The sequence below is a fragment of the Siccirubricoccus phaeus genome (assembly GCF_008360935.1).
GTDB lineage: Bacteria > Pseudomonadota > Alphaproteobacteria > Acetobacterales > Acetobacteraceae > Siccirubricoccus > Siccirubricoccus phaeus.
This window is the reverse complement of record NZ_SRXO01000003.1, coordinates 248,494-271,976: the sequence shown is the minus strand read 5'-3', so window position 1 is coordinate 271,976 and position 23,483 is coordinate 248,494. Positions and strand designations below refer to the sequence as shown.

At 70.0% G+C, this 23,483-nt stretch carries 22 protein-coding genes, 1 tRNA gene and 6 pseudogenes; 20 read left to right on the top strand and 9 right to left on the bottom strand.

All coding sequences use genetic code 11. The features are described 5' to 3' along the window. Window positions 1-45: 45 nt before the first annotated feature. Together E5N76_RS05975 and E5N76_RS05970 are read left to right on the top strand one after the other, a co-directional pair. On the top strand, window positions 46-885 hold the full coding sequence (locus E5N76_RS05975; RefSeq protein ID WP_235907584.1) for a Bug family tripartite tricarboxylate transporter substrate binding protein: 840 nt from the start codon (window positions 46-48) through the stop codon (window positions 883-885). Window positions 886-1,279: 394 nt separating this feature from the next. Further along, window positions 1,280-2,395 carry an IS110 family RNA-guided transposase gene (locus E5N76_RS05970; RefSeq protein ID WP_235907583.1) on the top strand — a complete coding sequence of 372 codons (1,116 nt, stop codon included), beginning with the start codon at window positions 1,280-1,282 and terminating at the stop codon, window positions 2,393-2,395. A gap of 312 nt (window positions 2,396-2,707) precedes the next feature. Here the strand turns inward: E5N76_RS05970 and E5N76_RS31355 are convergent. Beyond that, window positions 2,708-2,806 (bottom strand): annotated as a pseudogene (locus E5N76_RS31355) (IS481 family transposase); the annotation flags it as partial. Here E5N76_RS31355 and E5N76_RS05960 point away from each other — a divergent pair. Next, window positions 2,802-2,984, top strand: a pseudogene (locus E5N76_RS05960) (transposase); the annotation flags it as partial. The pseudogenes E5N76_RS31355 and E5N76_RS05960 sit on opposite strands and share 5 nt — an antisense overlap. 115 nt (window positions 2,985-3,099) lie before the next feature. Here E5N76_RS05960 and E5N76_RS30955 read toward each other — a convergent pair. Then, entirely contained in the window at window positions 3,100-3,228 is a 129-nt protein-coding gene (locus E5N76_RS30955; RefSeq protein ID WP_268921290.1) for a hypothetical protein, read from the bottom strand. On the opposite strand from E5N76_RS30955, the pseudogene E5N76_RS05955 reads away from it, so the two are divergent. The 16 genes and pseudogenes from E5N76_RS05955 to E5N76_RS05885 form a co-directional block, all read left to right on the top strand. After that, window positions 3,200-3,322 (top strand): annotated as a pseudogene (locus E5N76_RS05955) (IS30 family transposase); the annotation flags it as partial. The gene E5N76_RS30955 and the pseudogene E5N76_RS05955 overlap by 29 nt on opposite strands. Next, window positions 3,299-3,592, top strand: a pseudogene (locus E5N76_RS31350) (IS110 family transposase); the annotation flags it as partial. The pseudogenes E5N76_RS05955 and E5N76_RS31350, both read left to right, overlap by 24 nt. An 82-nt stretch (window positions 3,593-3,674) precedes the next feature. Further along, complete coding sequence (locus tag E5N76_RS31560; RefSeq protein ID WP_149536519.1) at window positions 3,675-4,250, top strand: transposase; 576 nt, start codon at window positions 3,675-3,677, stop codon at window positions 4,248-4,250. Window positions 4,251-4,266: 16 nt separating this feature from the next. Beyond that, window positions 4,267-4,482 (top strand): annotated as a pseudogene (locus tag E5N76_RS05945) (integrase core domain-containing protein); the annotation flags it as partial. Window positions 4,483-4,628: 146 nt separating this feature from the next. Further along, window positions 4,629-4,961: pseudogene (locus tag E5N76_RS05940) on the top strand (IS110 family transposase); the annotation flags it as partial. A gap of 184 nt (window positions 4,962-5,145) precedes the next feature. Beyond that, window positions 5,146-6,090, top strand: a complete 945-nt coding sequence (locus E5N76_RS05935) for an IS630 family transposase (protein ID WP_235907582.1) — start codon at window positions 5,146-5,148, stop codon at window positions 6,088-6,090. Between the two features lie 232 nt (window positions 6,091-6,322). After that, a complete protein-coding gene (trbB, locus tag E5N76_RS05930) occupies window positions 6,323-7,291 on the top strand; it encodes a P-type conjugative transfer ATPase TrbB (protein WP_149536377.1) in 969 nt (322 codons plus the stop codon). Beyond that, window positions 7,288-7,608 carry a TrbC/VirB2 family type IV secretion system protein gene (locus tag E5N76_RS05925; RefSeq protein ID WP_149536376.1) on the top strand — a complete coding sequence of 107 codons (321 nt, stop codon included), beginning with the start codon at window positions 7,288-7,290 and terminating at the stop codon, window positions 7,606-7,608. Before trbB ends, E5N76_RS05925 begins: the two co-directional genes overlap by 4 nt. After that, a complete protein-coding gene (locus tag E5N76_RS05920) occupies window positions 7,608-7,880 on the top strand; it encodes a VirB3 family type IV secretion system protein (protein WP_149536375.1) in 273 nt (90 codons plus the stop codon). The genes E5N76_RS05925 and E5N76_RS05920 overlap by 1 nt, the downstream gene beginning before the upstream one ends. Window positions 7,881-7,887: 7 nt before the next feature. Next, window positions 7,888-10,326 carry a conjugal transfer protein TrbE gene (trbE, locus tag E5N76_RS05915; RefSeq protein ID WP_149536518.1) on the top strand — a complete coding sequence of 813 codons (2,439 nt, stop codon included), beginning with the start codon at window positions 7,888-7,890 and terminating at the stop codon, window positions 10,324-10,326. Next, window positions 10,323-11,072, top strand: coding sequence for a P-type conjugative transfer protein TrbJ (trbJ, locus tag E5N76_RS05910; RefSeq protein ID WP_149536374.1), 750 nt, complete (start codon window positions 10,323-10,325; stop codon window positions 11,070-11,072). The genes trbE and trbJ overlap by 4 nt, the downstream gene beginning before the upstream one ends. Window positions 11,073-11,116: 44 nt before the next feature. After that, window positions 11,117-12,379, top strand: a complete 1,263-nt coding sequence (gene trbL / locus E5N76_RS05905) for a P-type conjugative transfer protein TrbL (RefSeq protein WP_149536373.1) — start codon at window positions 11,117-11,119, stop codon at window positions 12,377-12,379. Continuing rightward, complete coding sequence (gene trbF / locus E5N76_RS05900; protein ID WP_149536372.1) at window positions 12,379-13,062, top strand: conjugal transfer protein TrbF; 684 nt, start codon at window positions 12,379-12,381, stop codon at window positions 13,060-13,062. Before trbL ends, trbF begins: the two co-directional genes overlap by 1 nt. Beyond that, window positions 13,059-14,018, top strand: coding sequence for a P-type conjugative transfer protein TrbG (trbG, locus tag E5N76_RS05895; RefSeq protein WP_149536371.1), 960 nt, complete (start codon window positions 13,059-13,061; stop codon window positions 14,016-14,018). The genes trbF and trbG overlap by 4 nt, the downstream gene beginning before the upstream one ends. After that, window positions 14,015-15,175, top strand: coding sequence for a TraB/TrbI/VirB10 family type IV secretion system protein (locus E5N76_RS05890; protein ID WP_149536370.1), 1,161 nt, complete (start codon window positions 14,015-14,017; stop codon window positions 15,173-15,175). Before trbG ends, E5N76_RS05890 begins: the two co-directional genes overlap by 4 nt. A 3-nt stretch (window positions 15,176-15,178) precedes the next feature. Continuing rightward, window positions 15,179-15,451, top strand: coding sequence for a DUF2274 domain-containing protein (locus E5N76_RS05885; RefSeq protein ID WP_149536369.1), 273 nt, complete (start codon window positions 15,179-15,181; stop codon window positions 15,449-15,451). On the opposite strand, the gene E5N76_RS05880 is transcribed toward E5N76_RS05885, so the two are convergent. From E5N76_RS05880 to E5N76_RS05865, 4 genes are all read right to left on the bottom strand, one after another. Then, a complete protein-coding gene (locus E5N76_RS05880; protein ID WP_149536368.1) occupies window positions 15,415-16,377 on the bottom strand; it encodes a LysR family transcriptional regulator in 963 nt (320 codons plus the stop codon). The two genes, E5N76_RS05885 and E5N76_RS05880, sit on opposite strands and share 37 nt — an antisense overlap. Window positions 16,378-16,751: 374 nt before the next feature. After that, window positions 16,752-16,828: transfer RNA gene (locus E5N76_RS05875), tRNA-Arg, on the bottom strand. Between the two features lie 55 nt (window positions 16,829-16,883). Continuing rightward, the gene (locus tag E5N76_RS05870; protein WP_149536367.1) at window positions 16,884-17,663 is read right to left on the bottom strand and encodes a DUF169 domain-containing protein; all 780 of its coding nucleotides are present in this window, start codon (window positions 17,661-17,663) and stop codon (window positions 16,884-16,886) included. Between the two features lie 196 nt (window positions 17,664-17,859). Continuing rightward, window positions 17,860-19,575 carry an N-acyl-D-amino-acid deacylase family protein gene (locus E5N76_RS05865; protein ID WP_149536366.1) on the bottom strand — a complete coding sequence of 572 codons (1,716 nt, stop codon included), beginning with the start codon at window positions 19,573-19,575 and terminating at the stop codon, window positions 17,860-17,862. 130 nt (window positions 19,576-19,705) lie between these two features. Between E5N76_RS05865 and E5N76_RS05860 the strand changes: the two genes are divergently transcribed. Then, window positions 19,706-20,452 carry an SDR family NAD(P)-dependent oxidoreductase gene (locus tag E5N76_RS05860; RefSeq protein ID WP_149536365.1) on the top strand — a complete coding sequence of 249 codons (747 nt, stop codon included), beginning with the start codon at window positions 19,706-19,708 and terminating at the stop codon, window positions 20,450-20,452. A gap of 209 nt (window positions 20,453-20,661) precedes the next feature. On the opposite strand, the gene E5N76_RS05855 is transcribed toward E5N76_RS05860, so the two are convergent. The 3 genes from E5N76_RS05855 to E5N76_RS05845 are packed head-to-tail and all read right to left on the bottom strand — an operon-like array spanning window position 20,662 to window position 23,352. Further along, window positions 20,662-21,738 (bottom strand): ABC transporter ATP-binding protein, encoded by a 1,077-nt coding sequence (locus tag E5N76_RS05855; protein WP_149536364.1) that lies wholly within the window; start codon window positions 21,736-21,738, stop codon window positions 20,662-20,664. Continuing rightward, window positions 21,735-22,541, bottom strand: a complete 807-nt coding sequence (locus tag E5N76_RS05850) for an ABC transporter permease (protein WP_149536363.1) — start codon at window positions 22,539-22,541, stop codon at window positions 21,735-21,737. The genes E5N76_RS05855 and E5N76_RS05850 overlap by 4 nt, the downstream gene beginning before the upstream one ends. Next, on the bottom strand, window positions 22,528-23,352 hold the full coding sequence (locus E5N76_RS05845; protein WP_207791868.1) for an ABC transporter permease: 825 nt from the start codon (window positions 23,350-23,352) through the stop codon (window positions 22,528-22,530). Before E5N76_RS05845 ends, E5N76_RS05850 begins: the two co-directional genes overlap by 14 nt. Window positions 23,353-23,483: the final 131 nt, after the last annotated feature.

Genomic DNA, 23,483 nt, shown 5'->3' with positions numbered 1-23,483 from the left:
CCAATCCGCCTGGTCGTCCCATTCCTCGCCGGCGGGGCGACCGACGTGACGGCGCGGGTGCTTGCCGAAAAGCTGAGCGTCACCCTCGGCCAGCCCGTGGTGGTGGAGAACCGTGCCGGGGCCGGCGGCAATATCGGCGCCGAATACGTCGCGAAGTCGGAGCCGGACGGATACACGGTGCTGATGGCCACCATCGGCACCGCGGCGATCAACCCCTATCTCTATGCCCGGATGCCGTTCCGGCCGGACGAGCTCGCCGCGGTCGCGCTGGTCAACCAGGTCGCCAACGGCGTCTTCGTCAACGCGGAGGTGCCCGCGGCCAGTTTCGCCGAGCTGGTCGCCCTGGCCAGGCGCCGGCCCGGGGAGCTGAACTGCGGCGTGCCCGGCAACGGCACCTCCGGGCATATCTCGAGCGAATACCTGAAGAACCGCGCCGGCATCGACCTCCAGATCGTGACCTTCCGCGGCACCGGCGGGGTGATCCCCGAACTGCTCGCCGGGCGCGTGCATGTCGCGGTGGACAACCTGCCTTCCTACCTGCCGCATGTGACCGCCGGGAGGCTGCGGCTGCTCGCCGTGACCTCGGCTAATCGCTGGTTCTCGCTGCCCGATACGCCGACGGTGGCCGAGAGCGGCATCCCCGACTTCGAGGCGGTCGCCTGGTTCGCGACCCAGGTGCCGGCGCGCACGCCCCGGCCGGTGGTCGAGCGCCTGGCCGGCGCGATCCTCGAGGCGCTGGCCGAGCGCGGCGTGCAGGCGAAGCTGCGCGAGATCGGCACCGAGCCCCGGCCGATGGGCCCGGCCGAGTTCGATCGCTTCATCGCCGCCGAGAACGCGAAATGGGCCGAGGTGGTGCGCCGGTCGGGAGCGCGGCTCGACGGGTAACCGGGCCCCTTGCGAGTCCGCTTGCGACGATGCGCGAGCGCGGGGGCAGCACGGTTCATCGTCGGGTGAATGCCCTGCTGCCGGACGAGGGCGGGACGACGGGGCGGATCGCGCAGGCGCTGGTCCTTGGTGCCCAGACGGCGGGTGCGCGCCGTCGGCGGTACGAGGCCGGCGGGGCGGACCAGGAGGGAGCGCCTCGCCCGTGACTGGGCTGGTCCTGGGCGGAGCGCATGCGAGGCAATCCCTGGTCTAGCAGGCTGCGGAAATTCGTGGCTCCGGGCTTGGTTTAGACCAGATGTCCGTCTGAGGCGGGGGTGGCCCGCCTCGAACTGTGCAGGATTAGCGAGGGTTGCGCCGGATGGCCGGCGCCTTGCCTCAGCACAGGAGACGGGCCGTGGGAGAGACTATCAGCTTTGTCGGGCTGGACGTGCACAAGGCGACGATCGCTGTTTGTGTGGCGGAGGCCGGCCGAGATGGCGAGGTGCGGTTCGTAGGGGAAATCCCGAACGAGCCGGCGGCGCTTAACAAGCTCGTGGCTCGGCTTGGGCGGGGCGATCGGATCCTGCGCTTCGTCTACGAGGCTGGCCCGTGCGGGTATGGGGTCTACCGGCACCTCCGGGATCGAGGCCATGACTGTGTGGTGGTTGCGCCGAGCCTGATCCCGCGCAAGCCAGGCGAGCGGATCAAGACCGACCGGCGGGACGCGACGGCGCTGGCCCGCTTGCACCGGGCTGGCGAGTTGACGCCGGTCTGGGTGCCGGACCCGGAGCACGAGGCCATGCGCGATCTGGTCAGGGCGAGAGCGGACATGGTGGAGGCGCTTCGCAAGGCCCGGCAGAGGCTCATGGGTTTTCTACTCCGGCACGGGCGGAGCTATGATGGCAAGCGCTGGACCTGGCCGCATCGGAAGTGGCTGATGGAACAAACCTTCCCGCATCCCGCCCAGCAGGTCGCCTGCCAGGAGTACCTCGACGCGGTCAACGAGCTCGAGGCGCGCATCGAGCGGCTGACGGGTCGCATCCGTGACCTCGTTCCCTGTTGGAGCATGGCGCCTGTCGTCGAGGCGCTGCAGGCCATGCGGGGTGTCTCGCTGATTGTTGCCTCGGCGCTGGTGGCCGAGGTTGGTGACATGCAGCGGTTCGACAACCCGCGGCAGCTGATGGCCTATCTCGGCCTTGTGCCGTCGGAGCATTCCAGTGGAGCCAAGCGCCGCCAGGGCGCAATCACCAAAGCCGGCAGCCCGCTTGCGCGCCGCATGCTGATCGAAGGCGCCTGGACCTATCGCCTGCCGGCCCGGGTGTCAGCGCAGCTGAGACCCCGCTTAGCAGGTCTGCCACGGGAGGTGCGCGATACGGCCTGGAAGGCGCAAGTGCGTCTTTGTGCCAGGTACAGGCGCCTGCAAGCCGCAGGCAAGCGGCCGCAGGTGGTGGTGACAGCGATTGCGCGCGAGATGGTGGGGTTCGCCTGGGCTATTAGCCGAATGGTCGCGCCGCCTGCTGCGGCTGCTTGAGGCTCTTGGCTACAGCATCGGCAGGATCAGCAAAGGAGAGAACGACGGCACAGATGAGACGCTTGGGCGAGGAGGTGGAGCGGTCAGGGGGACCCTCGGGAACACTATGGGGAGGTCACATACCGATCCCCGCCTCTAGACAAAGGCAGCCCCGCGACGACCATGGTCATGCGGTAATCAACCCGCGCATCAGAGCTGGATCAACCGTCGCTCGTCATCTGCCTCCTCACCCAAACGCCTCTGCATCCAGAACAACGCCTGCGCGGCGAACGGTGACGTACGCCCTGGCCTTGAAAGGACGGACATCCGAGCGTTTAGTCCCGGCATTTGGTGGTGCGGATTTGTGATGGAGCGATCAGGATGATCTGCCCATGCCTTGCAGATGAACTCGTAGGGAGTGAGGCCGCGCAGTCGCAAGCGGCCTATCCCGCACGACGCTTTGCTCCACCGCCAGCGTCACCGCATCGAGATCATGTTCGGCAGACTCAAGGACTGGCGCCGCATCGCCATGCGCTACGACCGCTGCGCCCACACCTTCTTGAGCGCCATCGCTCTCGCCGCCGCCGTCACCTTCTGGCTCAATGGGTGAGTCCTGAGCCTAGCTCGCTTGCATGGCGGTTAGGTGGTCCGCGGCGGACTGAACCGCTTAGTTTTCGGCGACGGTTGGCAGGAAGTTCCCGCCTCTGGACGGCATCTTGCGCCGATCAGGCAGACGCCGCCAGCAGCTTCGGCAGTCTGATGAGGTTGTAGGCGGCGACCCGCAGCGTGAAGCTGCATCCGAGCCGCTCCAACCCGCGCAGCAGGGTGCGCGACGCGATCGCATACACGATCATCACCTTGCCCGAGCAGCTGCGTCGCTCGCTGACCTGGGACCAGGGAGCGGAGATGGCGCAGCACGCCCGGCTGCGGGTCGACACGGGACTTCGGCGCATCGCAGCCTGGGCGCGCTCACTGGGCACGGTCGCGGCTTTCGGCGTCGAGGGGACCGGCTCCTCCGGCGCAGGCCTCGCCCGCGCTCTGCGCGAGGACAGGCACCGCGTCCTCGAGGTCAATCGGCCCGACCGCAGCGCGCGCAGGCGCAACGGCAAGGACGACATGCTCGACGCCGAGGCGGCGGCGCGCGCCGTCCTCGCGGGCCACGCGGCGGCCCAGCCTAAGTCCGGCAGCAGCTCTGTCGAGATGATCCGCCACCTCAGGATTGTACGCGACGCCGCGGTCAAGGCCAGGACCCAGGCCATGCTGACGATCAAGTCCATCATCGTCGGCGCCCCCCGCCGATCTGCGCGAGCGGCTCGAGGCCGTCGGCGGTCGGGTCACGCTCATCCGTCACCGGGCTGCACTCCGCCCGGGGCCGATCACCTCGACCACTGCGTCGGCGAAGGCGGCGCTCAGGGCCACCGCGCGACGCTGGCTCGCGCTCTACCAGGAGATCGCCGAGCACGATCGCGAGCTCGACGCCCTCGTCTCAGCCACCGCGCCGCAACTCACCGCTGCCCCGGGCGTCGCGAACGTGACCGCCGCCGAACTCCTGCTCCTCGCGGGCTACAACCCGGAGCGCATCCGCTCGGAGGGCGCCTTCGCGAAGCTATGCGGCGCCTGCCCGATCCCAGCCTCCAGCGGCCGGACAAATCGCCACAGGCTGAACCGAGGCGGCAACCGGCAGGCCAACGCCGCGCTCCACCGCATCGTCGTGACGCGGATGCGCGGCCACAGGCCGACCATCGACTACGTCGCCCGGCGCACGAGCGAAGGGAAGACCAAGCCCGAGATCATGCGCTGCCTCAAACGCTACGTGGCGCGCGAGGTTTTCTCCATGATCAGGCGACGAAGCCTAGCCACTCCCGACGCGCCTTGACCGACATAGGAGCATCAACGCCTTGGCCGAGAGCATCAACGGTCTCTACAAGGCCGAGGTCATTCACCGGCGCGGCCCCTGGCGCTCGCTCGAGGCCGTGGAATTCGCCACCCTCGAATGGGTCGACTGGTTCAACCATCGGCGCCTGCTGGAGCCGATCGGCAACATCCCGCCCGCCGAGGCGGAAGCACTCTACTACGCCGCACAGGACAACCTGATCCTGGCAGCGTGACTCAAACCAAACGGCCTCCTGTCTGTCGCAGATCGCGTACCATTCGCTCGCGGACGGCAGCCCGCGGGCCTCCTGGGTAGCGCACCCGTTTGCCGGATTGGGAGCCGTCCGCTTCGTCGATCGTCAGCCTGAACAGTTGATCGGGGATGCTCGCGTATACCCCGCAGGACAGGAGCAGGATCGTGACGGAGCAACTCTTCATTGGCGTCGATGTCGCCAAAGGCTGGGTCGACGTTCACCAGCCTGGCCGCAAAGCAACCCGAATCGACAACACTTCATCTGCGCTGCGGGCGTTTGCAGCTCGATGCAAGAAGGATGGTGCCTGGGTCATCTTCGAAGCCAGCGGCGGCTATGACCGAGGCTTGCGCGATACACTCGAGGCGGCAGACGTCGCCTTCACCCGCGTGAACCCACGCCAGGCGCGCGACTTCGCCCGCGCCATGGGCGTCCTCGGCAAGACAGACCGTGTCGATGCACGGCAAACCCGGGGCGGTTCAATGATCCTCATCGCCATGGCCAGCATCCTCCTACGCAGAAGCGCTCATCCCTGATTTTCCAAAAGGACTCTTAGAGCGGCCTCCGACCTGATTGAATCGCGAGAGTCCTTCCCCGACGCGGAGCGGACCTGATTCAAGCTTCCTGTCGGGAAGGGGGCCGGCAGGCATGTCGAAGGCGCTGTCGGTGGATCTTCGGGAGCGGGTTGTGGCGGCGATCGAGGCTGGGTCGTCGTGCCGGGCGGCCGCCGCACGCTTGTGTCGGCATCTCGAGCGCGATCCACTGGGCCTCCTTGAAGCGTACGGCGGGCTCAGTGGCGCCAGGTCCACTCGGTGGGGATCGCCGCTCGGGGCGGATCGAGGCGCATGCGCCGCTGATCCTTGGACTGCTGGAGCGAACGCCGGACATCACGCTCAGCGAGTTGCGCACAGAACTGGCCGATGCCGGCGTGCCGGTCGGCGTCGCCACCTTGTGGCGGTTCTTCGCGCGGCGGCGGATCACTCTGAAAAAAAGTCGGCGCACGCCGCCGGGCAGCAGCGCCCCGACATCCTGACGCGGCGCTGGGAATGGTTCGAGGGTCAGCTCGACCTCGATCCCGATCGCCTGGTGTTCATCGACGAGACCTGGGCCTCGACGAACATGGCCCGCACCCGCGGCCGGGCACCACGCGGCGAGCGCCTGCGCGCCGCCATCCCGCACGGCCACTGGAAGACCACGACCTTCGTCGCCGGCCTGCGCAATAGCGGCATGGTCGCGCCGATGGTGCTCGACGGGCCGATCAACGGCATCGCCTTCCAGGCCTATGTCGACCAGGTGCTGGTCCCGGACCTGCGGCCCGGTGATGTCGTGGTCATGGACAATCTCGGCAGCCACAAGCGGCCGGGCATCCGCGCCTCGATCGAAGCTGCCGGCGCAAGCCTGCTCTACCTGCCGCCCTACAGCCCAGACTTCAATCCGATCGAGAACGCCTTCGCCAAGCTCAAGGCCATGCTGCGCAAGGCCGCCGAGCGAACCATCGACGGCCTCTGGTCCGCCATCGGCAGGATCATCGACACCTTCAATCCAACCGAATGCACCAACTACTTCGCCGCAGCAGGATATGACCCAGACTGATCGGAAATGGCTCTAGACGAACTCCTCTCGGGTAGGCATGGGCGCAAAGCCGCCGCAAGGCGGGGTATCTCTGCAGGTCAATTCGGGAAAGTTCGATGGTTTCCTTTCACCTGCCCTTCTTCGCCAAAACACTACCCAGCCCTCTTGCTCGTTGAACCCGCCAAACCCTGCCGCTCTCTAATCATCCCCGCCCGCCGCAGCGCCCCCGCCGCGGTACCAGCACGGGGACCCAATGTCGCTGCATCCGCTCAAGGCCGAGACGACCGCGCGCGGCGCGCGCATGCTGCGCACGGCCTTCGGTCCGGGCATCGCCGCCTGGCTCGAGGACCCTGCCGTCGTCGAGGTGATGCTGAACCCTGACGGTCGGCTATGGATCGACCGCCTCGCTGAGGGCCTCGCCGACACCGGCCGCTGTCTCTCCGTCTCCGACGGCGAACGTATTATTCGCCTCGTCGCGCATCATGTCGGCGCCGAGGTACATGCGGACCGCCCTTGCGTCTCGGCGGAGCTCCCCGAGACGGGTGAGCGCTTCGAGGGCCTATTGCCGCCCGTCGTCGCCGCCCCGGCCTTCGCGATCCGCAAGCCCGCTGTCGCCGTCTTCACCCTGGAGGACTACGTCGCCGCCGGCATCATGACGGTCGGGCAGGCCGCCGCACTGCGCACCGCCGTCGCGGAACGCCGCAACATCCTCGTCGCTGGTGGCACTTCCACCGGCAAGACCACACTCACCAACGCCCTGCTCGCCGAGGTCTCGCGCGAGGGCGGCCGCGTCGTGCTGATCGAGGACACGCGCGAGCTCCAGTGCCGCGCACCGAACCTGGTCGCGCTGCGCACCAAGGACGGTGTCGTCTCGCTGTCGGAACTCGTCCGTCGCGCACTGCGCCTGCGCCCCGACCGCATCCCGATCGGCGAGGTGCGCGGCGCCGAGGCACTCGACCTCCTCAAGGCGTGGGGCACCGGCCATCCCGGCGGCATCGGCACCATCCACGCAGGCTCCGCGCTCGGCGCGCTGCGCCGGCTCGAGCAGCTGATCCAGGAAGCCGTCGTCACCGTCCCGCGCGCGCTGATCGCGGAGACAATCGACGTCATCGCCGTGCTCGCCGGCCGCGGCACCGACCGCCGCTTGGCCGAGCTCGCCCAGGTCTGCGGCCTGACCGCGACCGGCGACTACGACCTCACCCCAGCAGGAGACTCCCAATGACGTCCAAGCTGCGCACGCGCCTCGCCGGCGCGGCCGCCTTCGTGCTCTGCCTCGCGCTCGCCGCCCCCGCCCACGCCGCGGGCTCCAACATGCCCTGGGAGCAGCCGCTGCAGCAGGTGCTGGAATCGATCGAGGGACCTGTCGCCAAGATCATCGCGGTGATCATCATCATCGTCACCGGCCTGACGCTGGCCTTCGGGGACACGTCGGGCGGATTCCGGCGGCTGGTGCAGATCGTCTTCGGGATCTCGATCGCCTTCGCGGCGTCGAGCTTCTTCCTGTCCTTCTTCCAGTTCGGCGGCGGGGCGCTGATCTGATGGCCGCGCCGGCCGATCCCGTGCCGGGCTTCTCGGCGCCGGTGCACCGCGCGCTGATCGAACCGATCCTGCTCGCTGGCGCGCCCCGCGCGGTCGCCATCGCCAACGGCACGCTCGCCGCGGCGATCGGGCTCGGGCTGCGGCTTTGGGTGGCAGGCGTGCTGATCTGGCTGGTCGGCCACCTCGCCGCCGTCTGGGCCGCGCGGCGGGATGCGCAGTTCGTCGAGGTCGTGCGCCGGCACCTGCGCTACCCGGCCTGGCTGCGTGCGTGAGGCAGCGATGCTGAACCTCGCCGAGTACCGCCGGAAGCCCCAGACCCTCGCGGACTTCCTCCCCTGGGCCGCGCTGGTCGCGCCCGGCGTGGTCTTGAACAAGGACGGCTCCTTCCAGCGCAGCGCGCGCTTCAGGGGCCCGGACCTCGACAGCGCCACGCCGGCCGAGCTCGCCGCGACAGCCGCGCGCCTGAACGGCGCACTGCGCCGCCTCGGTTCCGGCTGGGCGGTCTTCGCGGAGGCGCAGCGCATCCCGGCGCGGGGATACCCTGCCAGCACCTTCCTCGACCCTGTCTCGGCCCTGGTGGACGCCGAGCGCCGTGCCCAGTTCGAAGAGGCCGGCGCGCATTTCGAGAGCAGCTACGTCCTGACCTTCGCCTGGCTGCCGCTAGCCGACGACGCTGCCCGCGCCGAAGGCTGGCTCTACGAGGGAACGGAGGGCATCGACGCCGCGTCTGGCCGCGAGGCGCTGCGCAGCTTCATTGACCGCACCGACCGCGTGCTCGACCAGATCGAGGCCTTCGTGCCGGAGGCGCGCTGGCTCGACGACGCCGAGACGCTGACCTTCCTGCACTCGACGGTCTCGACGCGCCGCCACCTGGTCCGCGTGCCCGAGACGCCGATGCATCTCGACGCGCTGCTGGCGGACCAGCCGCTGGTGGGCGGCCTCGCGCCGCGGCTCGGCGACGCGCATCTGCGCGTACTCACCATCATCGGCTTCCCGAGCGCGACGTTCCCCGAGATCCTCGACGAGCTGAACGCGCTCGCCTTCGAGTATCGCTGGTGCACCCGCGCGATCTGCCTCGACCGGACCGACGCACAGAAGCTGCTGACCCGCATCCGCCGGCAGTGGTTCGCCAAGCGCAAGTCGATCGCCGCCATCCTCAAGGAGGTGATGACCAACGAGCAGAGCGTCCTGCTCGACAGCGACGCCGCCAACAAGGCCGCCGACGCCGATGAGGCGCTGCAGGAGCTCGGCCAGGACATCGCCGGCTGGGCCTATGTCACGGCAACCGTCACCGTCTGGGACGAGGACGCCCGCGCCGCCGACGACAAGCTCCGCCTCGTCGAGAAAGTCATCCAGTCCCGCGACTTCACGGTCATCCGCGAGGGGGTGAACGCCGTCGAGGCCTGGCTCGGCAGCCTGCCGGGGCATCTCTACGCCAATGTCCGCCAGCCGCCGATCTCGACGCTGAACCTCGCCCATATCGTGCCGATCTCGGCTGTCTGGGCCGGGCCCGACCGGAACGAGCATCTCGGCGGCCCGCCGCTGTTCCATGCGCGGACGGAGGGGGCGACGCCATTCCGCTTCTCGCTGCATGTGGGCGATGTCGGGCACACGCTGGTGATCGGCCCGACCGGCGCGGGCAAGTCGGTGCTGCTGGCGCTGATGGCGCTGCAGTTCCGCCGCTACGCGGGCGCGCAGGTCTTCGCCTTCGACTTCGGTGGCTCGATCCGCGCCGCCGCGATCGCCATGGGCGGGGACTGGCACGACCTCGGCGGCGCGCTGGCGGAGGACGGAGCCGAGCCGGTCGCACTCCAGCCGCTGGCGCGCATCGATGCGCCGGAGGAACGCGCCTGGGCGGCGGAGTGGATCGCCGGCCTGCTCGCGCGTGAGGGCGTCGCGATCGACCCGGCGGTGAAGGACCATCTCTGGTCCGCGCTCACCAGCCTCGCCTCCGCGCCGATCCACGAGCGCACGCTGACCGGCCTCGCCGTGCTGCTGCAGTCCCAGGCGCTCAAGCGTGCGCTCGAGCCCTACACCCTCGCCGGTCCCTGGGGACGTCTGCTCGACGCGGAGGCCGAACGTCTGGGCGAGGCCGAGGTCCACGCCTTCGAGACCGAGGGGCTGATCGGCACCGCCGCGGCCCCCGCGGTGCTGGCCTATCTCTTTCACGCCATCGGCCGACGCCTCGGCGGCCGACCGACGCTCATCATCGTGGATGAGGGCTGGCTCGCGCTCGACGACGCCACATTCGGCGCGCAGCTGCGCGAATGGCTCAAGACGCTGCGCAAGAAGAACGCCTCGGTGATCTTCGCGACGCAGTCTCTGGCGGATGTCGATGGCTCCGCCATCGCGCCCGCCATCATCGAAAGCTGCCCGACGCGGGTGTTCCTGCCGAATGAGCGGGCACTCGAGCCGCAGATTGCGGCGATCTACGCGCGCTTCGGGCTGAACGACCGACAGACAGAGATCCTCGCCCGCGCGACGCCCAAGCGCGACTACTACTGCCAGTCCCGCCGCGGCAACCGGCTCTTCGAGCTGGGGCTGTCGGAGGTCGCGCTCGCCTTCTGCGCGGCCTCCTCCAAGACCGACCAGGCCGCCATCGCCGAGACCCTGGCCACCCATGGCCGCGCCGGCTTCGCGCGCGCCTGGCTGCTGCGTCGCGGCCTCGACTGGGCCGCCGAGCTCCTGCCCGAACCTCCGGAGGACACCGCCCGATGATCCGCCGTCCGATCCGCGCCGCGCTGCTCGGCGCGGCCCTCCTCGCCATGCCGCTCCCCGTCGCGGTCACGCCCGCCCAAGCGCAGTGGACCGTCTTCGATCCGTGGAACTACGCGCAGAACATCCTCTCCGCCGCCCGCGCGCTCGACCAGATCAACAACCAGATCGCCTCGCTCCAGAACGAGGCGCAGATGCTGATCAACCAGGCGCGCAACCTCGCGAGCCTGCCGTACTCCTCGCTCACGCGGCTGCAGCAGTCCTTCGCGCGCACGCAGCAGCTGATCGCCCGCGCCCAGCGCCTCGCCTACGAGGTCACCGACATCGAGCGCGCCTTCACCCAGGGCTACGGCAGCGCCGCCTCGCTCGGCTCCAGCCAGCAGATGTTCGCCAATGCCCGCGAGCGCTGGCAGACCTCGGTGGCCGGCTTCCAGGACGCGCTGATGACCCAGGCGACGGTGGTCGGCAACCTGACCGGCACGCGCGCCGAGATTGAGGCGCTGATCGGCCAGAGCCAGGGTGCGACCGGCGCGCTTCAGGCGGCGCAGGCAGGTAACCAGCTCCTGGCCCTCCAGTCGCAGCAGATCGCCGACCTCACTGCGCTCCTCGCCGCGCAGGGCCGCGCCCAGGCGCTGGAGGCCGCGCGCGTCGCCAGCGGCGAGGAGCAGGCGCGCGAGCAGCTGGAGCGCTTCCTTGCCCCGGGCGTCGGCTACCAGCCGGGCTCGGCGCAGATGTTCCATGGCCGCTGAACCGTGGTCGTGGCGCCGCATCCGCACTCACATCGGGACGTGCCATGAACGGCACCGGCGTCATCGACCGCTTCCTCGACGTCTTCACCCGCTACATCGACAGCGGCTTCGGACTGCTTGGCGGCGAGGTGGCCTTCCTCGCCGCGACGCTCATCGTCATCGACATCACCCTCGCCGCGCTCTTCTGGGCCTGGGGTGCCGACGACGACATCATCGCGCGCCTGATCAAGAAGACGCTCTTCGTGGGTGTCTTCGCCTGGATCATCGGCAACTGGAACTTCCTGGCCCAGGTCGTCTTCGACAGCTTCGCCGGCCTCGGCCTGGTCGCCTCGGGCTCCGCCATCACCGCGCAGCAACTGCTCCAGCCGGGCCGCGTCGCGCAGGTCGGCCTCGATGCCGGGCGGCCGCTGCTGCAAGCCGTCTCCGGGCTTATGGGCTACATCTCGTTCTTCACGAACTTCGTCCAGATCGCGATCCTGATGTTCGCCTGGGCGGTCGTGCTGCTGTCGTTCTTCATCCTGGCGATCCAGCTCTTCGTCACGCTGATCGAATTCAAGCTCACCACGCTGGCGGGCTTCGTGCTCGTGCCCTTCGGGCTGTTCGGCAAGACGGCCTTCCTGGCTGAGCGCGTGCTCGGCAACGTCGTTTCCTCCGGTGTGAAGGTGCTGGTGCTCGCCGTCATCGTCGGGATCGGCTCAACGCTCTTCGCGCAGTTCACCGCGGGCTTCGGCGCCAACCAGCCGACCATCGACGAGGCGATGTCCATCGTCCTCGCGGCGCTGGCGCTGCTGGCGCTCGGGATTTTCGGGCCGGGCATCGCCAACGGGCTGATCTCCGGCGGGCCGCAGCTCGGCGCGGGCGCGGCGGTCGGCACCGGGCTCGCGGCAGGGGGCGCCATGGTCGCCGGCGCGGCGGCCGTGCGCACCGGTGCCGCGGCGGTCGGCGCGGCGGGCTCTGCGATCGGCGCCGGTGCGCGGGGCTCGGCCTACGCGCTCGGCGCCACACGCACGGCCTACAGCAGCGGGGGAGCTTCCGGCGTGGTGATGGCCACGGGCTCGGCCGCCATGAGCCCGCTGCGCAGCGCCACGGGCAGCCTTCGCGCCAGCCACGCCGCCGGCAGCGCGGCCATCAGTGGCGGCGCATCACCCCCGGCTGACCCCCCGCCATCCTCCGGCGCTCCCGCCTGGGCCCGGCGCATGCGCCGCGGCCAAGCGCTGAGCCACGGCGTCACCACCCTCGGCCACGCTATCCGCTCGGGCGACGGTGGCGGCGCGGGCTCCTCCATCCGCCTCTCCGAGGATCGCTGATGTTCCGCCGTCCCTCCGTCCGCTACGGCCGCACGCCGGAGCCCGAGACGCCCTACCAGCGTGCCGCCCAGGCCTGGGACGAGCGCATCGGCTCCGCCCGCGTCCAGGCGCGCAACTGGCGCCTCATGGCGCTTGGCGAACTCGCCCTGATCGCCGGCCTCGCTGGGGCGCTGGTCTGGCAGTCCGCCCGCGGCACCGTCGTGCCCTGGGTCGTACAGGTGGACCGGCTCGGCGAGGCGCTGGCCGTCGCCCCCGCCATCGCCAACTTCCGGCCGACCGACCCGCAGATCGCCTGGCACCTCGCGCGCTTCATCGAGCAGGTGCGCGGCATCGCCGCGGACCCGATCATCGTTCGCCAGAACTGGCTGCGCGCCTATGACTTCGCGACCGATCGCGGCGCGCTGGCGCTGAACGACTTCGCGCGCGCCAGCGATCCCTTCGGCCGCGTCGGCCGCCAGCAGGTCGCCGTCGAGGTCTCCAGCGTCATCCGCGCCTCCGAGGACAGCTTCCGCGTCGCCTGGACTGAGCGGACCTACGAGAACGGCCAGCTCGCCCGCACCGAACGCTGGACCGCGATTCTCACCATCGTCGTCCAGCCCGCGCGCGACGCCGAACGCCTTCGGAAGAACCCCCTCGGCATCTTCGTCCACGCCATCAACTGGTCGCGGGAGCTCGGGCAATGAGGCACGCACATCCCACTCTGGCGTTGATCCTGCTCGGCCTCGGCGCCTGCGCCTTCCGCCCGCCCGAGATCCGCTACGACGACGAGCCGATCCAGGCGACGCAGATCCCCGAGCCGCCACGGCCCGTGGAGATCGTCGAGGTGCCGACGCCGCTGCCTCTGCCGGGCCAGCTTCAGCGCATTCCGCCGTCGCGGCGCACGCCGGAGCCGCCCGATCCCACCGTGCGCGTCAACCAGGCCAATGCCGCCGCGCGCGTGCAGCCCGTGCGCGCGGGTTTCATCAATGCCGTGCAGGTCTACCCCTTCACGCCGGGCGCGCTCTATCAGGTCTACACCGCGCCCGGCCAGGTCACCGCCATTATGCTGCAGGAGGGCGAGACGCTGGTCGGCAACGGCCCCGTCGCCGCCGGCGACACGGTGCGCTGGATCATCGGCGACACCGAGAGCGGCACGGGGCCCACGCGCCGCGTGCACATCATCGTCAAGCCGACGCGGCCCGACCTCACCACCAACCTCATCATCAACACCGATCGGCGCACCTACCTGCTGGAGCTGCGCTCCACCGAGCGCACCTACATGGCCTCGGTCTCCTGGCAGTATCCGCAGGACGCGCTGATCGCCCTGCGCCGGCAGAACGCCGCGGCCCCTGTCGAGCAGGGACTCGATCTCGCGCGGCTGCGCTTCCGCTATGAGATCGAGGGCGATAGCCCGGCCTGGCGGCCGCTGCGCGCCTTCGACGACGGGCGGCAGGTCTTCATCGAGTTCCCGCGCGGCATCGGACAGGGCGAGATGCCGCCGCTCTTCGTCATCGGGCCGGAGGGCGAGGGGCAGCTCGTCAACTACCGGGTCCGGCAGAACTTCATGATCGTCGACCGGCTCTTCGCGGCCGCCGAACTGCGCCTCGGCGACCGGCAGCAGCGCGTGCGCATCCTGCGCACCGACGGCCGCGCGAGATGAGCGGGGCGGCGCCGGAACGGGGCGGGAGCGAACGCGACATCGCCGCGGCGCTCCGCCTGCGCCCCGACCCGCCGCGCGTGGTGCGGCTCTCGCGCCGCGTGCTGGTCGGGCTTGGCGTCGCGGCCGGGCTCGGCATCGGGGCGGCGCTGATCGTCGCCCTGCAGGGCCGCAGCGGCGGCGAGGGGCCGCGGGAACTCTACAGCACTGACCGGAACCCGCAGGCCGACGGCCTGGCCACCCTGCCGCGCGACTATGCTGGGATCCCGCAGCTGGGACCGCCGCTGCCGGGCGATCTGGGCCGACCGATCGTGCGGGCGCAGGAGCGCGGCCAGCCGGTCGTGCCGCCGGCCGCACCAACGACCGCCGATCCAGCCGAACAGCGGCGGCTCCAGGAGATCGAGGCGGCGCGCACGAGCAGGCTCTTCGTGCAGGTTGAGGCGCGCGGCGAACCGCGCGGTGCTGCGTCCGCGGGACCACTCGCAGCGGATCCGGGCGCCGTGGCGATTGCTCCCGACGCCACCGACCGGCGGCTCGCCTTCCTGAGCGGGCCTGCCGATCGCCGCACGACCTCGCAGGATCGGCTCCAGGCGCCCGCCAGCCCCTTCGTCATCCAGGCCGGCAGCGTCATTCCCGCGGCGCTGCTGACCGGGCTGCGCTCCGACCTGCCGGGGCAGATCACCGCCCAGGTCACCGCCAACGTCTTCGACAGCCCGTCCGGACGGCACCTGCTCATCCCGCAGGGTGCCCGCCTGATCGGCGCCTATGACAGCCGCGTCAGCTTCGGGCAGCGGCGCATCCTGCTCGTCTGGAACCGGCTGATCCTGCCCAACGGGCGCTCCATCGTGCTGGAACGCATGCCGGGCGCGGACGAGGCGGGCTACGCCGGGCTCGAGGACGGCGTCGACTACCACTGGGGGCGGCTTTTCCTCGCCGCGGGCCTTGCGACGTTGCTCAACCTCGGCCTGGAACTCGGCCGCGACGACGAAAGCGACATCGCCCGCGCCATCCGCGAGAGCGGCCAGGACACCGTCGGCCGCGCCGGCGAGGAGATCGTCCGGCGGCAACTCTCCGTCCCGCCGACGCTGACCGTGCGGCCCGGCTTTCCTGTCCGCGTCATCGTCCACCGTGACCTTGTGCTCGAGCCCTACGGAGGCTGACCCATGCCGAAGCTGAAGCTCGGCCCGATCCTTGACGACCGGCCTGTGAAGCTCACCGTCGAACTGCCGGCGGAGCTGCACCGCGACTTGGTCGCCTACGCGGACGCGCTCTCGCGCGAGACAGGGCAGCAGGTCGAGCCCACGAAGCTGGTCGCACCGATGCTGGCGCGTTTCCTCGCGAGCGACCGGGGGTTCCGCTCGGCACGCCGGCCTGCGGCTCGATCGCGCGCGCCGAATCCTCAGCCAGCGCCGCCGCCACGTGAACCCGCCGCCTGACACGCACGGAGCAGCGCGAGGAACCGGCGCAGAACCGGATTGTCGCGCTTCGGGTCCCAGTACGCAGCAACCTCAACCATCGTCAGCCCGGTCGCGTCGCCGACGGGCCGGAACACGACGCCTGGATAGGATGCGCCGGAGGCGGACGCTGCGAGGACTGCGACACCGAGGCCGGTGCCGACCAGATTGAACATGCCCTCCCGGCCGACGTCATGCGCTGCGAACCGGGCCGTGTGCCCCTCAGGAAGCAGACTCTGGACTGTCGCCCGCACCTCCGGTCCAGAGCCGCGGGAGGCGACGATGAACGTCTCGCCGGCCAGGTCCTGCCAGAGAACCAAGCCAGCGCCGGCAAGCGCATGGCGCTCGGGCAAGGCCACCATCCCGGCCTCCTGCCAGAGCGCCAGGCGGTCCAAGCCCGGTTCGTCATGCGGCCCGAGGAGGATCGCGACATCCGCGCGGCCGCGACGCAGGTCGCCCAGAAGCTGCGCACGGTCGCCCTCGATCACGGAAAGGTCCACACCTTGATGCCGCCCGACGAACTGCAGCAGGGCGTCGCGGAAACGCCCGATCGACGCCGAGAAATAGGTCCCGACGACCAGCTGACCGACGAGGCCTGAGCCAGCTGCTCGTGCCGCGCCGGTAGCACCTTCGAGCTCGGCGAACATGCGCAGAGCAGCCCGCAGGAACCGTTCACCCGCAGCGGTCGTCCTGATTCCCGACGGTCGCCGCTCGAACAGCGATACGCCGAGTTCGTCCTCGAGCCCCTTGATCCTTCGGCTGACGACCGCGGGTGACAGCTTCGCCGTTCGTGCTGCGAGCCGAATGCTGCCGTGACGCTCGACCTGCGTCGCGAGCTGGAGCGCCCGGAGATTGATTGATCCGTCGAGATGCCCCCGTGCAGGAGCGGAACCGCGCTTCCTTTCCATCGCAGCCAGCCGGACCCTCCGGCCGACCCCGATCCCGGTCGCGCACGGGCCTTGGAGCACGCCAGCGGCGCGCAGGACCGGCCCTCATTGCCTGTCGCGTCTGCCAGACTGCCCGAGCCGGCAAACCGGCTGCAATCACATTTCGTCGGGAGGTGTTTCCAGGCGCGTCAGCGGCGGAACCGTTACGGGGCAGCGCTCGCCACGGCGATTCGGCCTCCACGGCAGACGAGGAAATCCTGCGCCAAGCCTGCTTCGACCGGCCTGCCGGACGGCGCCCCCGCCAGCCGACTGCTTCCGTGGTGCTTCCGTGAGCACCTGAAGCACGCGCCGGCCGAAAAACGCTTCAGCTAGCGCCTTGATTAGTGTAGAGAATTTGGCGGACCCGATTGGATTCGAACCAACGACCTCTGCCTTCGGAGGGCAACGCTCTATCCAGCTGAGCTACGGGTCCTTGCCTTTGGGCTTCCTAGCGCAACGCGCCTGGCCAGGGAAGAGGCACCCGCCGATTACCGCTTCCCGGCATAGCTCGCCCCCATCCCCGCAGAGGGATCGTTCTGGATGCCATAGGGCGGGATCGGGTAGCGCAGGCCGTTCTTCGCCAGCGCCTTCATCCCCTCCACCGCCACGCGCAGGTCGGCTGGGGAAAGCGCCATCAGCATTTCCTCATCGGGCACGCCGCCGTAGCGCCGCTCGGCGAAGCAAGGTAGGGAGAGGCTGGGCTGGCCCGTCGCCAGAGCGCGACCCCAGCTATCGGCGCAGGCCGTCTCCCCCACCACGCTCCATTCGAATTTGCGGTAGTTCCGGTACTGCAGCCCGTTGATCAGGATGATCATCTGCCCCGGCGTCGCGTAGACCAGGCAGATAGCGGGGGAGGGCAACCGCCCGCTTTCCAGCGGGCTGACGGCCATGGCCTGGTAACGGCCGAAGGGCACGCAGCTCAGCGCCGCCTGCCGTGCCGCGGCGTCCTCCTGGGTGCCGTGCCATACGTTCACATAGCGCTCGCCGCGCAGGAATTCCTCATCCCGCGGCGAGAGGCCGATGACGGCGCCGCATTGCGCGCCCACCAGATCCGCCTGGGTGATGCCCACCGTCCAGCCCAGCCGGGACGCCATGCTGACGATCTGGTCGGTGGTGTGCCGCGATTTCGGCCGGCGGATGCGGGGGATGGCCTCCATCTCCTCGACGGTCTCGAAGAGCTGCATGCCGATGATGGTGGTCTTCAACCGCAGCAGCGCATTCACCTCGGCGGGGAGGCGTTGCGCCTCGGCGGGCGCGGTCTCGGGCATTGTGTTTCCTCCCGGGTGTTGAGGGGGAGCTCTGCTCCCCTCCTTGGACGCAGTGCGTCCACCCCCCACGCAAGGGGCCGAAAGACCCTTTGAACCCCTGAGTCGCAGGTTCGACCAGCGAGCCCGAAACCCATGGTTTCCAAAGGCCCTTCGGCCTTTGGCGGAGGGAGTTCGAGGGAGGCAGAGCCTCCCTCGATTACGCTGCCCGCACCAGCTTGCCTGGCCGCGCCCCCGTCTCCACGCCCTTCTCGAAGATCGGCGTGCCGGCGCAGATGGTCATGTCGTAGCCATCCACCTGCTGCACCAGCCGCCGCCCGCCGGCCGGCAGGTCGTAGATCATCTCCGGGTGGTGGGCCTTCAGCGCCTCGAAGTCGATGATGTTGACATCCGCCTTCTTGCCCGCTTCCAGCCGGCCACGGTCATGGAAGCCGAAGAAATCCGCCGTCTCGCTGGTCTGCCGCTTAACCACGAATTCCAGCGGCAGCCGCGGCCCGCGGGTGCGGTCGCGCACCCAATGCGTCAGCATGGTGGTGTTGAGCGAAGCGTCGCAGATCACGCCGCAATGCGCGCCGCCATCCGAAAGCCCCAGCACCGTGTGCGGGTCCTGGATCATCTCCCGCACCACTTCCAGATCGCCATGCACGTAGTTGGTCACCGGGAAGTACAGCATCCGCTTGCCGTCGCCGCCGGTCAGGAAGTCGTAGCAGTATTCCTGCGGGCTCTGGTTGGTCTTCGCCGCCAGCGCCTCGATGCTCTTCTCCGGCGGCGGCTCGTAATCCGGCACGCCGCCGAGGTCGTACATGCGGTCCCAGCGGGTGGCGATCTGGCGCGACAGCGGCGGCAGCACCTCCATCAGCCGCGGCGAGGCCTCCTGCGAAAGGATATGCGCCCGCACCTCCGGGTCCCGCAGCCGGACAAGCTGTTCCTCGGGCGAAAGCCGCGCCAGCTCGGCGAAGCCCTCGCGCAGCGCGAAGGGGTTGAGCGAGGTGGTGAGGCCGAGGATCAGCCCCACCGGCCGCCCCGCCACCTGGGCGGAGAGCGGCAGCCCGTCCTTCCGGGCGGCGCGGATGTGGTCCATCAGGCGGCGCCAGCGCTGCGGGTCGTAGGACCGGTCCGTCAGCAGGAACCACACCGGGCGGTTGCTGTCCTTAGCGATCTGCCGGAGCCAGCCGAACTCGGTGCTCTCATCCTCGAAATCGCTCAGCATGCCGAAGGCGCCGCGCTTCGCCCTGCCCATGGCGCGGCCGATCGCGATCAGCTCCTCATGCTCGGCGTAGCGGCCGGGCACCAGCTCGCCGGCGGGCGTCTTGTGCTGGTCCGTGCGGCTGGTGGTGAAGCCGAAGGCGCCGGCCTTCAGCGCTTCCTCCGTCAGCCTCGCCATCAGCGTGATGTCGTCTTCCGTCGCCATCTCGCGGTTGATGGCGCGCTCGCCCATCGCATAGACGCGCAGCGGGTGGTGCGCCACCTGCGCCGCCACGTCGATGGTGCGCGGCAGCCGCGCCAGCGCGTCCAGATATTCCGGGAAGCTTTCCCAATCCCATTTCAGCCCCTCGGCCAGGGCGATGCCGGGGATGTCCTCCACCCCCTCCATCAGGTCGATCAGCGCCTGGTGGTGCGCCTTCTTCACCGGCGCGAAGCCCACGCCGCAATTGCCGAACATGATGGTCGTGGCGCCATGCCAGGAGGAGGGGGCGAGCACCGAATCCCAGGTCGCCTGGCCGTCGTAATGGGTGTGCACATCCACCCAGCCCGGCGTCACCAGCCTGCCTTCAGCATTCACCTCGCGCTTGCCGGGGCCGGCCTTACCGCCGACCTGGGCGAGCTTGTCGCCGTCGATGGCGACATCCCCGGTGAAGCGGGGGGCGCCGGTGCCATCCACGATGGTCCCGCCGCGGATCACCAGGTCATGCATCTTACGTCTCCTCATCCCGGGTAGGTCGTTCGACCAAGCAGCATGGCCCGGTCCGGCGCCGACGGCAACCCAGGCTTGCGGCCCGGCGCCGCAAAGGCCAGCCTTGGGGAGCCAGGGAGAGGGCCCGGACATGCTGCTGCAAGGCGAAATCGCGCTCATCACCGGCGCCGCGGGCGGCATTGGCCGTGCCATCGCCTGCGCCCTGGCCGCCGAGGGCGCCGAATTGATCCTGGCCGACAACAATACCGCGGCGGGAGAGCAGCTTGCCGAGGCGCTCGGCCTACCGCACCGCTTCCTGCCCTGCGACCTGGCGGTGCCGGAGGGGGCGGAGGCGCTGCTCCGCACCGTGCTGGCGGAGGCGCCGCGGCTTTCGCTCTTCGTCCATGCCGCCAGCCCGCGCCGGCTGGAAGCGGAGCGGGCGCTGGACGTCTCGGCCGAGGCCTGGGACCGGATGGTGAATGTCAACCTCCGCGCCGGCTTCGTGCTGGGCCAGGGAATCGGGCGGCATATGCGGGCGGCGAGGATCCCCGGCCGGATGATCTTCATCACCTCCCTGCATGCGGAGACGCCGCGCAACCTGCCGCACTATTCCGCGAGCAAGGCGGGGATGACGATGGTGATGAAGGAGCTGGCGCGGGCGCTGGGGCCGGCTGGCATCCGGGTGAACGCCATTGCGCCGGGGGCCATTGCCGGCGGCGGCTTCCAGGCGGACCCGAAGCTGGCGGCCGCCATCGCCATGGGCAGGCTGGGCCAGGCGGAAGACGTAGCGAAGATGGCGGTGGCGCTGCTGGCGGACCGGTTCTCGGGCTATGTCACCGGGACGAGCGTCGTCGTGGATGGCGGGCTGGCGCTGTACAATTGGCTGGCGCCGGGGTGATGGGGGCTTCGCCCCCACCCCCCCGGCAGGAGGCGTGCCTCCTGCACCTCCGCCGGATTGCCGGCACTGCCGGCAACGCCCCTCCCCCGGACCCCGGCGGTTCAACCCTCGGGTCTGAAACTCACGGCGGGGTCCGGGGGGAAGCTCTTCCCCCCGGCGGGGTCCAGGGGCAGAGCCCCTGGTCAGGGTTTGGGGGGCGAAGCCCCCAGCTACCCATCCAATAATTGCGCATCCTCCGCCGCCCAGCCCAGCCGTACCGCCGCCCCTGCCGGCAGCGCCGCGCCGGGCGACCATTCGGTGGTGCTCAGCGCCAGGCTCTGCCCCAGCGCCTGCACCACATAGCGCGCATGCCGGCCGAGGAAGGTGCAGGACTCCACCACCCCCGCCACCGGCCCGTCCGGCAGCAGCCGCAGCCGCTCCGGCCGCACGGAGAGCAGCGCCTTGCCGCCCTGCTCCGGCACCGCAACCCCATCCGGCAGCCGCGCCCGGCCGAGACTGCCATCGGCGAAGCGCAGCACCGCCAGCCCGTCCGCCACCCCGCAGAAGCTGCCGGTCAGGAAATTGGTCTCGCCGAGGAATCCCGCCACGAAGGGCGTGCGCGGATGCAAATAGACCTCGGCCGGGGAGCCGAGCTGGACCAGCCGCCCCTCCGCCATCACCGCGATGCGGTCGGACATGCCCATCGCCTCATCCTGGTCATGCGTGACGAACAGGATGGAGATGCCAACCCGCCGCTGAATCGCCTTGATCTCCTGCTGCAGGCTCTCCCGCAGCTTGCGGTCGAGCGCCCCCAGCGGCTCGTCCAGCAGCAGCGCGTCGGGCTCGAAGACCAAAGCGCGGGCCAGCGCCACGCGCTGCTGCTGCCCGCCGGAAAGCTGCCGTGGCTGGCGCCCGGCGAAGGCAGACAAGCCGACCTTCTCCAGCATCTCGCCGGCGCGGCGGCGCTGCTCCGCCCCGGGCAGGCCGCGCATGCGCAGCGGGAAGGCGACGTTCTCCAGCACGCTCATATGCGGGAACAGCGCATAGCCCTGGAACACCACGCCGAAATTCCGCCGCTCCGGCGGCAGGCCGGCGACATCCTGGCCGGCGACGAGGATCTCGCCGCGATCCGGCGCCTCGAACCCCGCCACCATCATCAGCGTGGTGGTCTTGCCGGAGCCGCTGGGGCCGAGCAGCGTCAGGAACTCCCCCGGCTGGAGGTGGAAGGACACGTCCCGCACCGCCAGGTGCGGCCCGTAATTCTTGTGAAGGCCCCTGACCTCCACGCTGCGCCCCGAGACGGTCACGGCTGCACTTCCCCTCGCCGTCCCAGCGCCTGCACCACCAGCCCCAGCACCGCCAGGGCGATGAAGACGGAGGCGGCGGCGGCGATCTTCGGCGTCAGCTCGAATTGAATGGCGGTGAACATGCGGACCGGCAGGGTCACGCCCTGCGGCCCTTGCAGGAACAGGGCGATCACCACCTCGTCGAAGGAGACGGCGAAGCCGAGCAGCGCGCCGGCGCCGAGCCCTGGCCGTACTGCCGGCCAGTACACATGCCGCAGCACGGAAGGAAAGCGGGCCCCGAGGCTGCGGGCGGAGCGGATCAGCGCCGGGTCCAGGTTTGCCGCCAGGCTGGTCTGCACCGAGATGAACACATAGGGCGTGGCCAGCAGCCCATGCGCCAAGCCGATGGAGAGCGGGCTGCCCAGCAATTGCAGCCGGGCGAAGACCAGATACTGCCCCAGCGCCAACACCACCACCGGCACAACGATGGGCGACATGATGAGGCCGATGAGCAGCCCCCGACCCGTGAAGCGCCTGCCATGCAGCCCGACCGCCGCGGCCGTGCCGCACACCGCGCCCACCAGCGTGGCGAGCAGCGCGACCTGCAGCGAGAGCAGGGTGGAGGCCGTCCAATTCCCGTCCCCGACATAGTCGAGGAAGGGCCGCACCGAGACCCATTCCGGCGGGAATTGCAGCAATTGCCCGCGCGTCAACGCCATCGGCACGATGATGAGGGAGGGCAGCAGCAGGAAAAGCAGGATGGGTGCTGCCGCCGCCAGCAGCAGCGCCCGCCCGCCACGGGAGCCGCGTTCAGCCTCCGCCATGCTGCCCTCGGGAAGCGAATTGCTGCAGCACGATCACCGGCGTGATGGCGGCGAGGATCAGCATGGCCAGCGCCGCCGCGGCGTTGAAATCCACCAGCTCATGCACGTAGTAGCTGACGAGGTTGGACACCATCATGTCCGAGGGCGAGCCGAGCACCACCGGCGTCACGTAGAAGCCGGCCGAGACGATGAAGGCCAGCAGCCCTGCGCTCAGCACGCCCGGCATGGTCAGCGGCAGCAGCACCGTCCAGAACAGCGCCAGCGTGCCGGCGCCAAGGCTGCGCGCCGCCCGCTCCACCCGCAGGTCGATGCCGCGCATGGCGGTGTAGATGGGGAAGACGGCATAGGGCAGCACGTAATGCACCATGCCGATGATGACGGCGAGGCGGTTGTGCAGCAGCGTCACCGGCGCGGTGGTCAGCCCGGCCCATTGCAGCAGCCCGTTCACCACGCCGTTGTCCTGCAGCAGGGCGGCCCAGGCGAAGTTCTTCACCAGCACCGCCGTCCAGAAGGGCAGCATGATGAAGGCCAGCAGCAGGGCGCGGGTGGCCGGGCCGCAGCGCCACAGCCCGGCCGCCAGCACATAGCCCAGCAGCAGGGCGATGGCGGTGGTGGTGAGGCTGATGGCAACCGTGTTGGTCGCGGCGCGCCATAGCAGGCGGCCCTGCGTCACCTCGGCGTAATGCCCCCAGCCCTCGGTGAGGCTCATTTGCAGCATGCCGGCGAGCGGATAGAGGGCGAGGCCGCCATAGAGCAGCCCCGCGGGCAGCAGCAGCCAAAGCAGCGGCAGGCGATGCGGTGTGGCGGCCATGGCTCAGGCCGCGGGAGGGGTCGGGGGGGTCATGTCGGCCGGGACGGGCATATTGGGCAGCCGGCAAAGCAAGGGATATGCCACTGCCGCGGTCAGTTTCCGTCATCCGCCGCCCCGCCCCAGGTATGGAA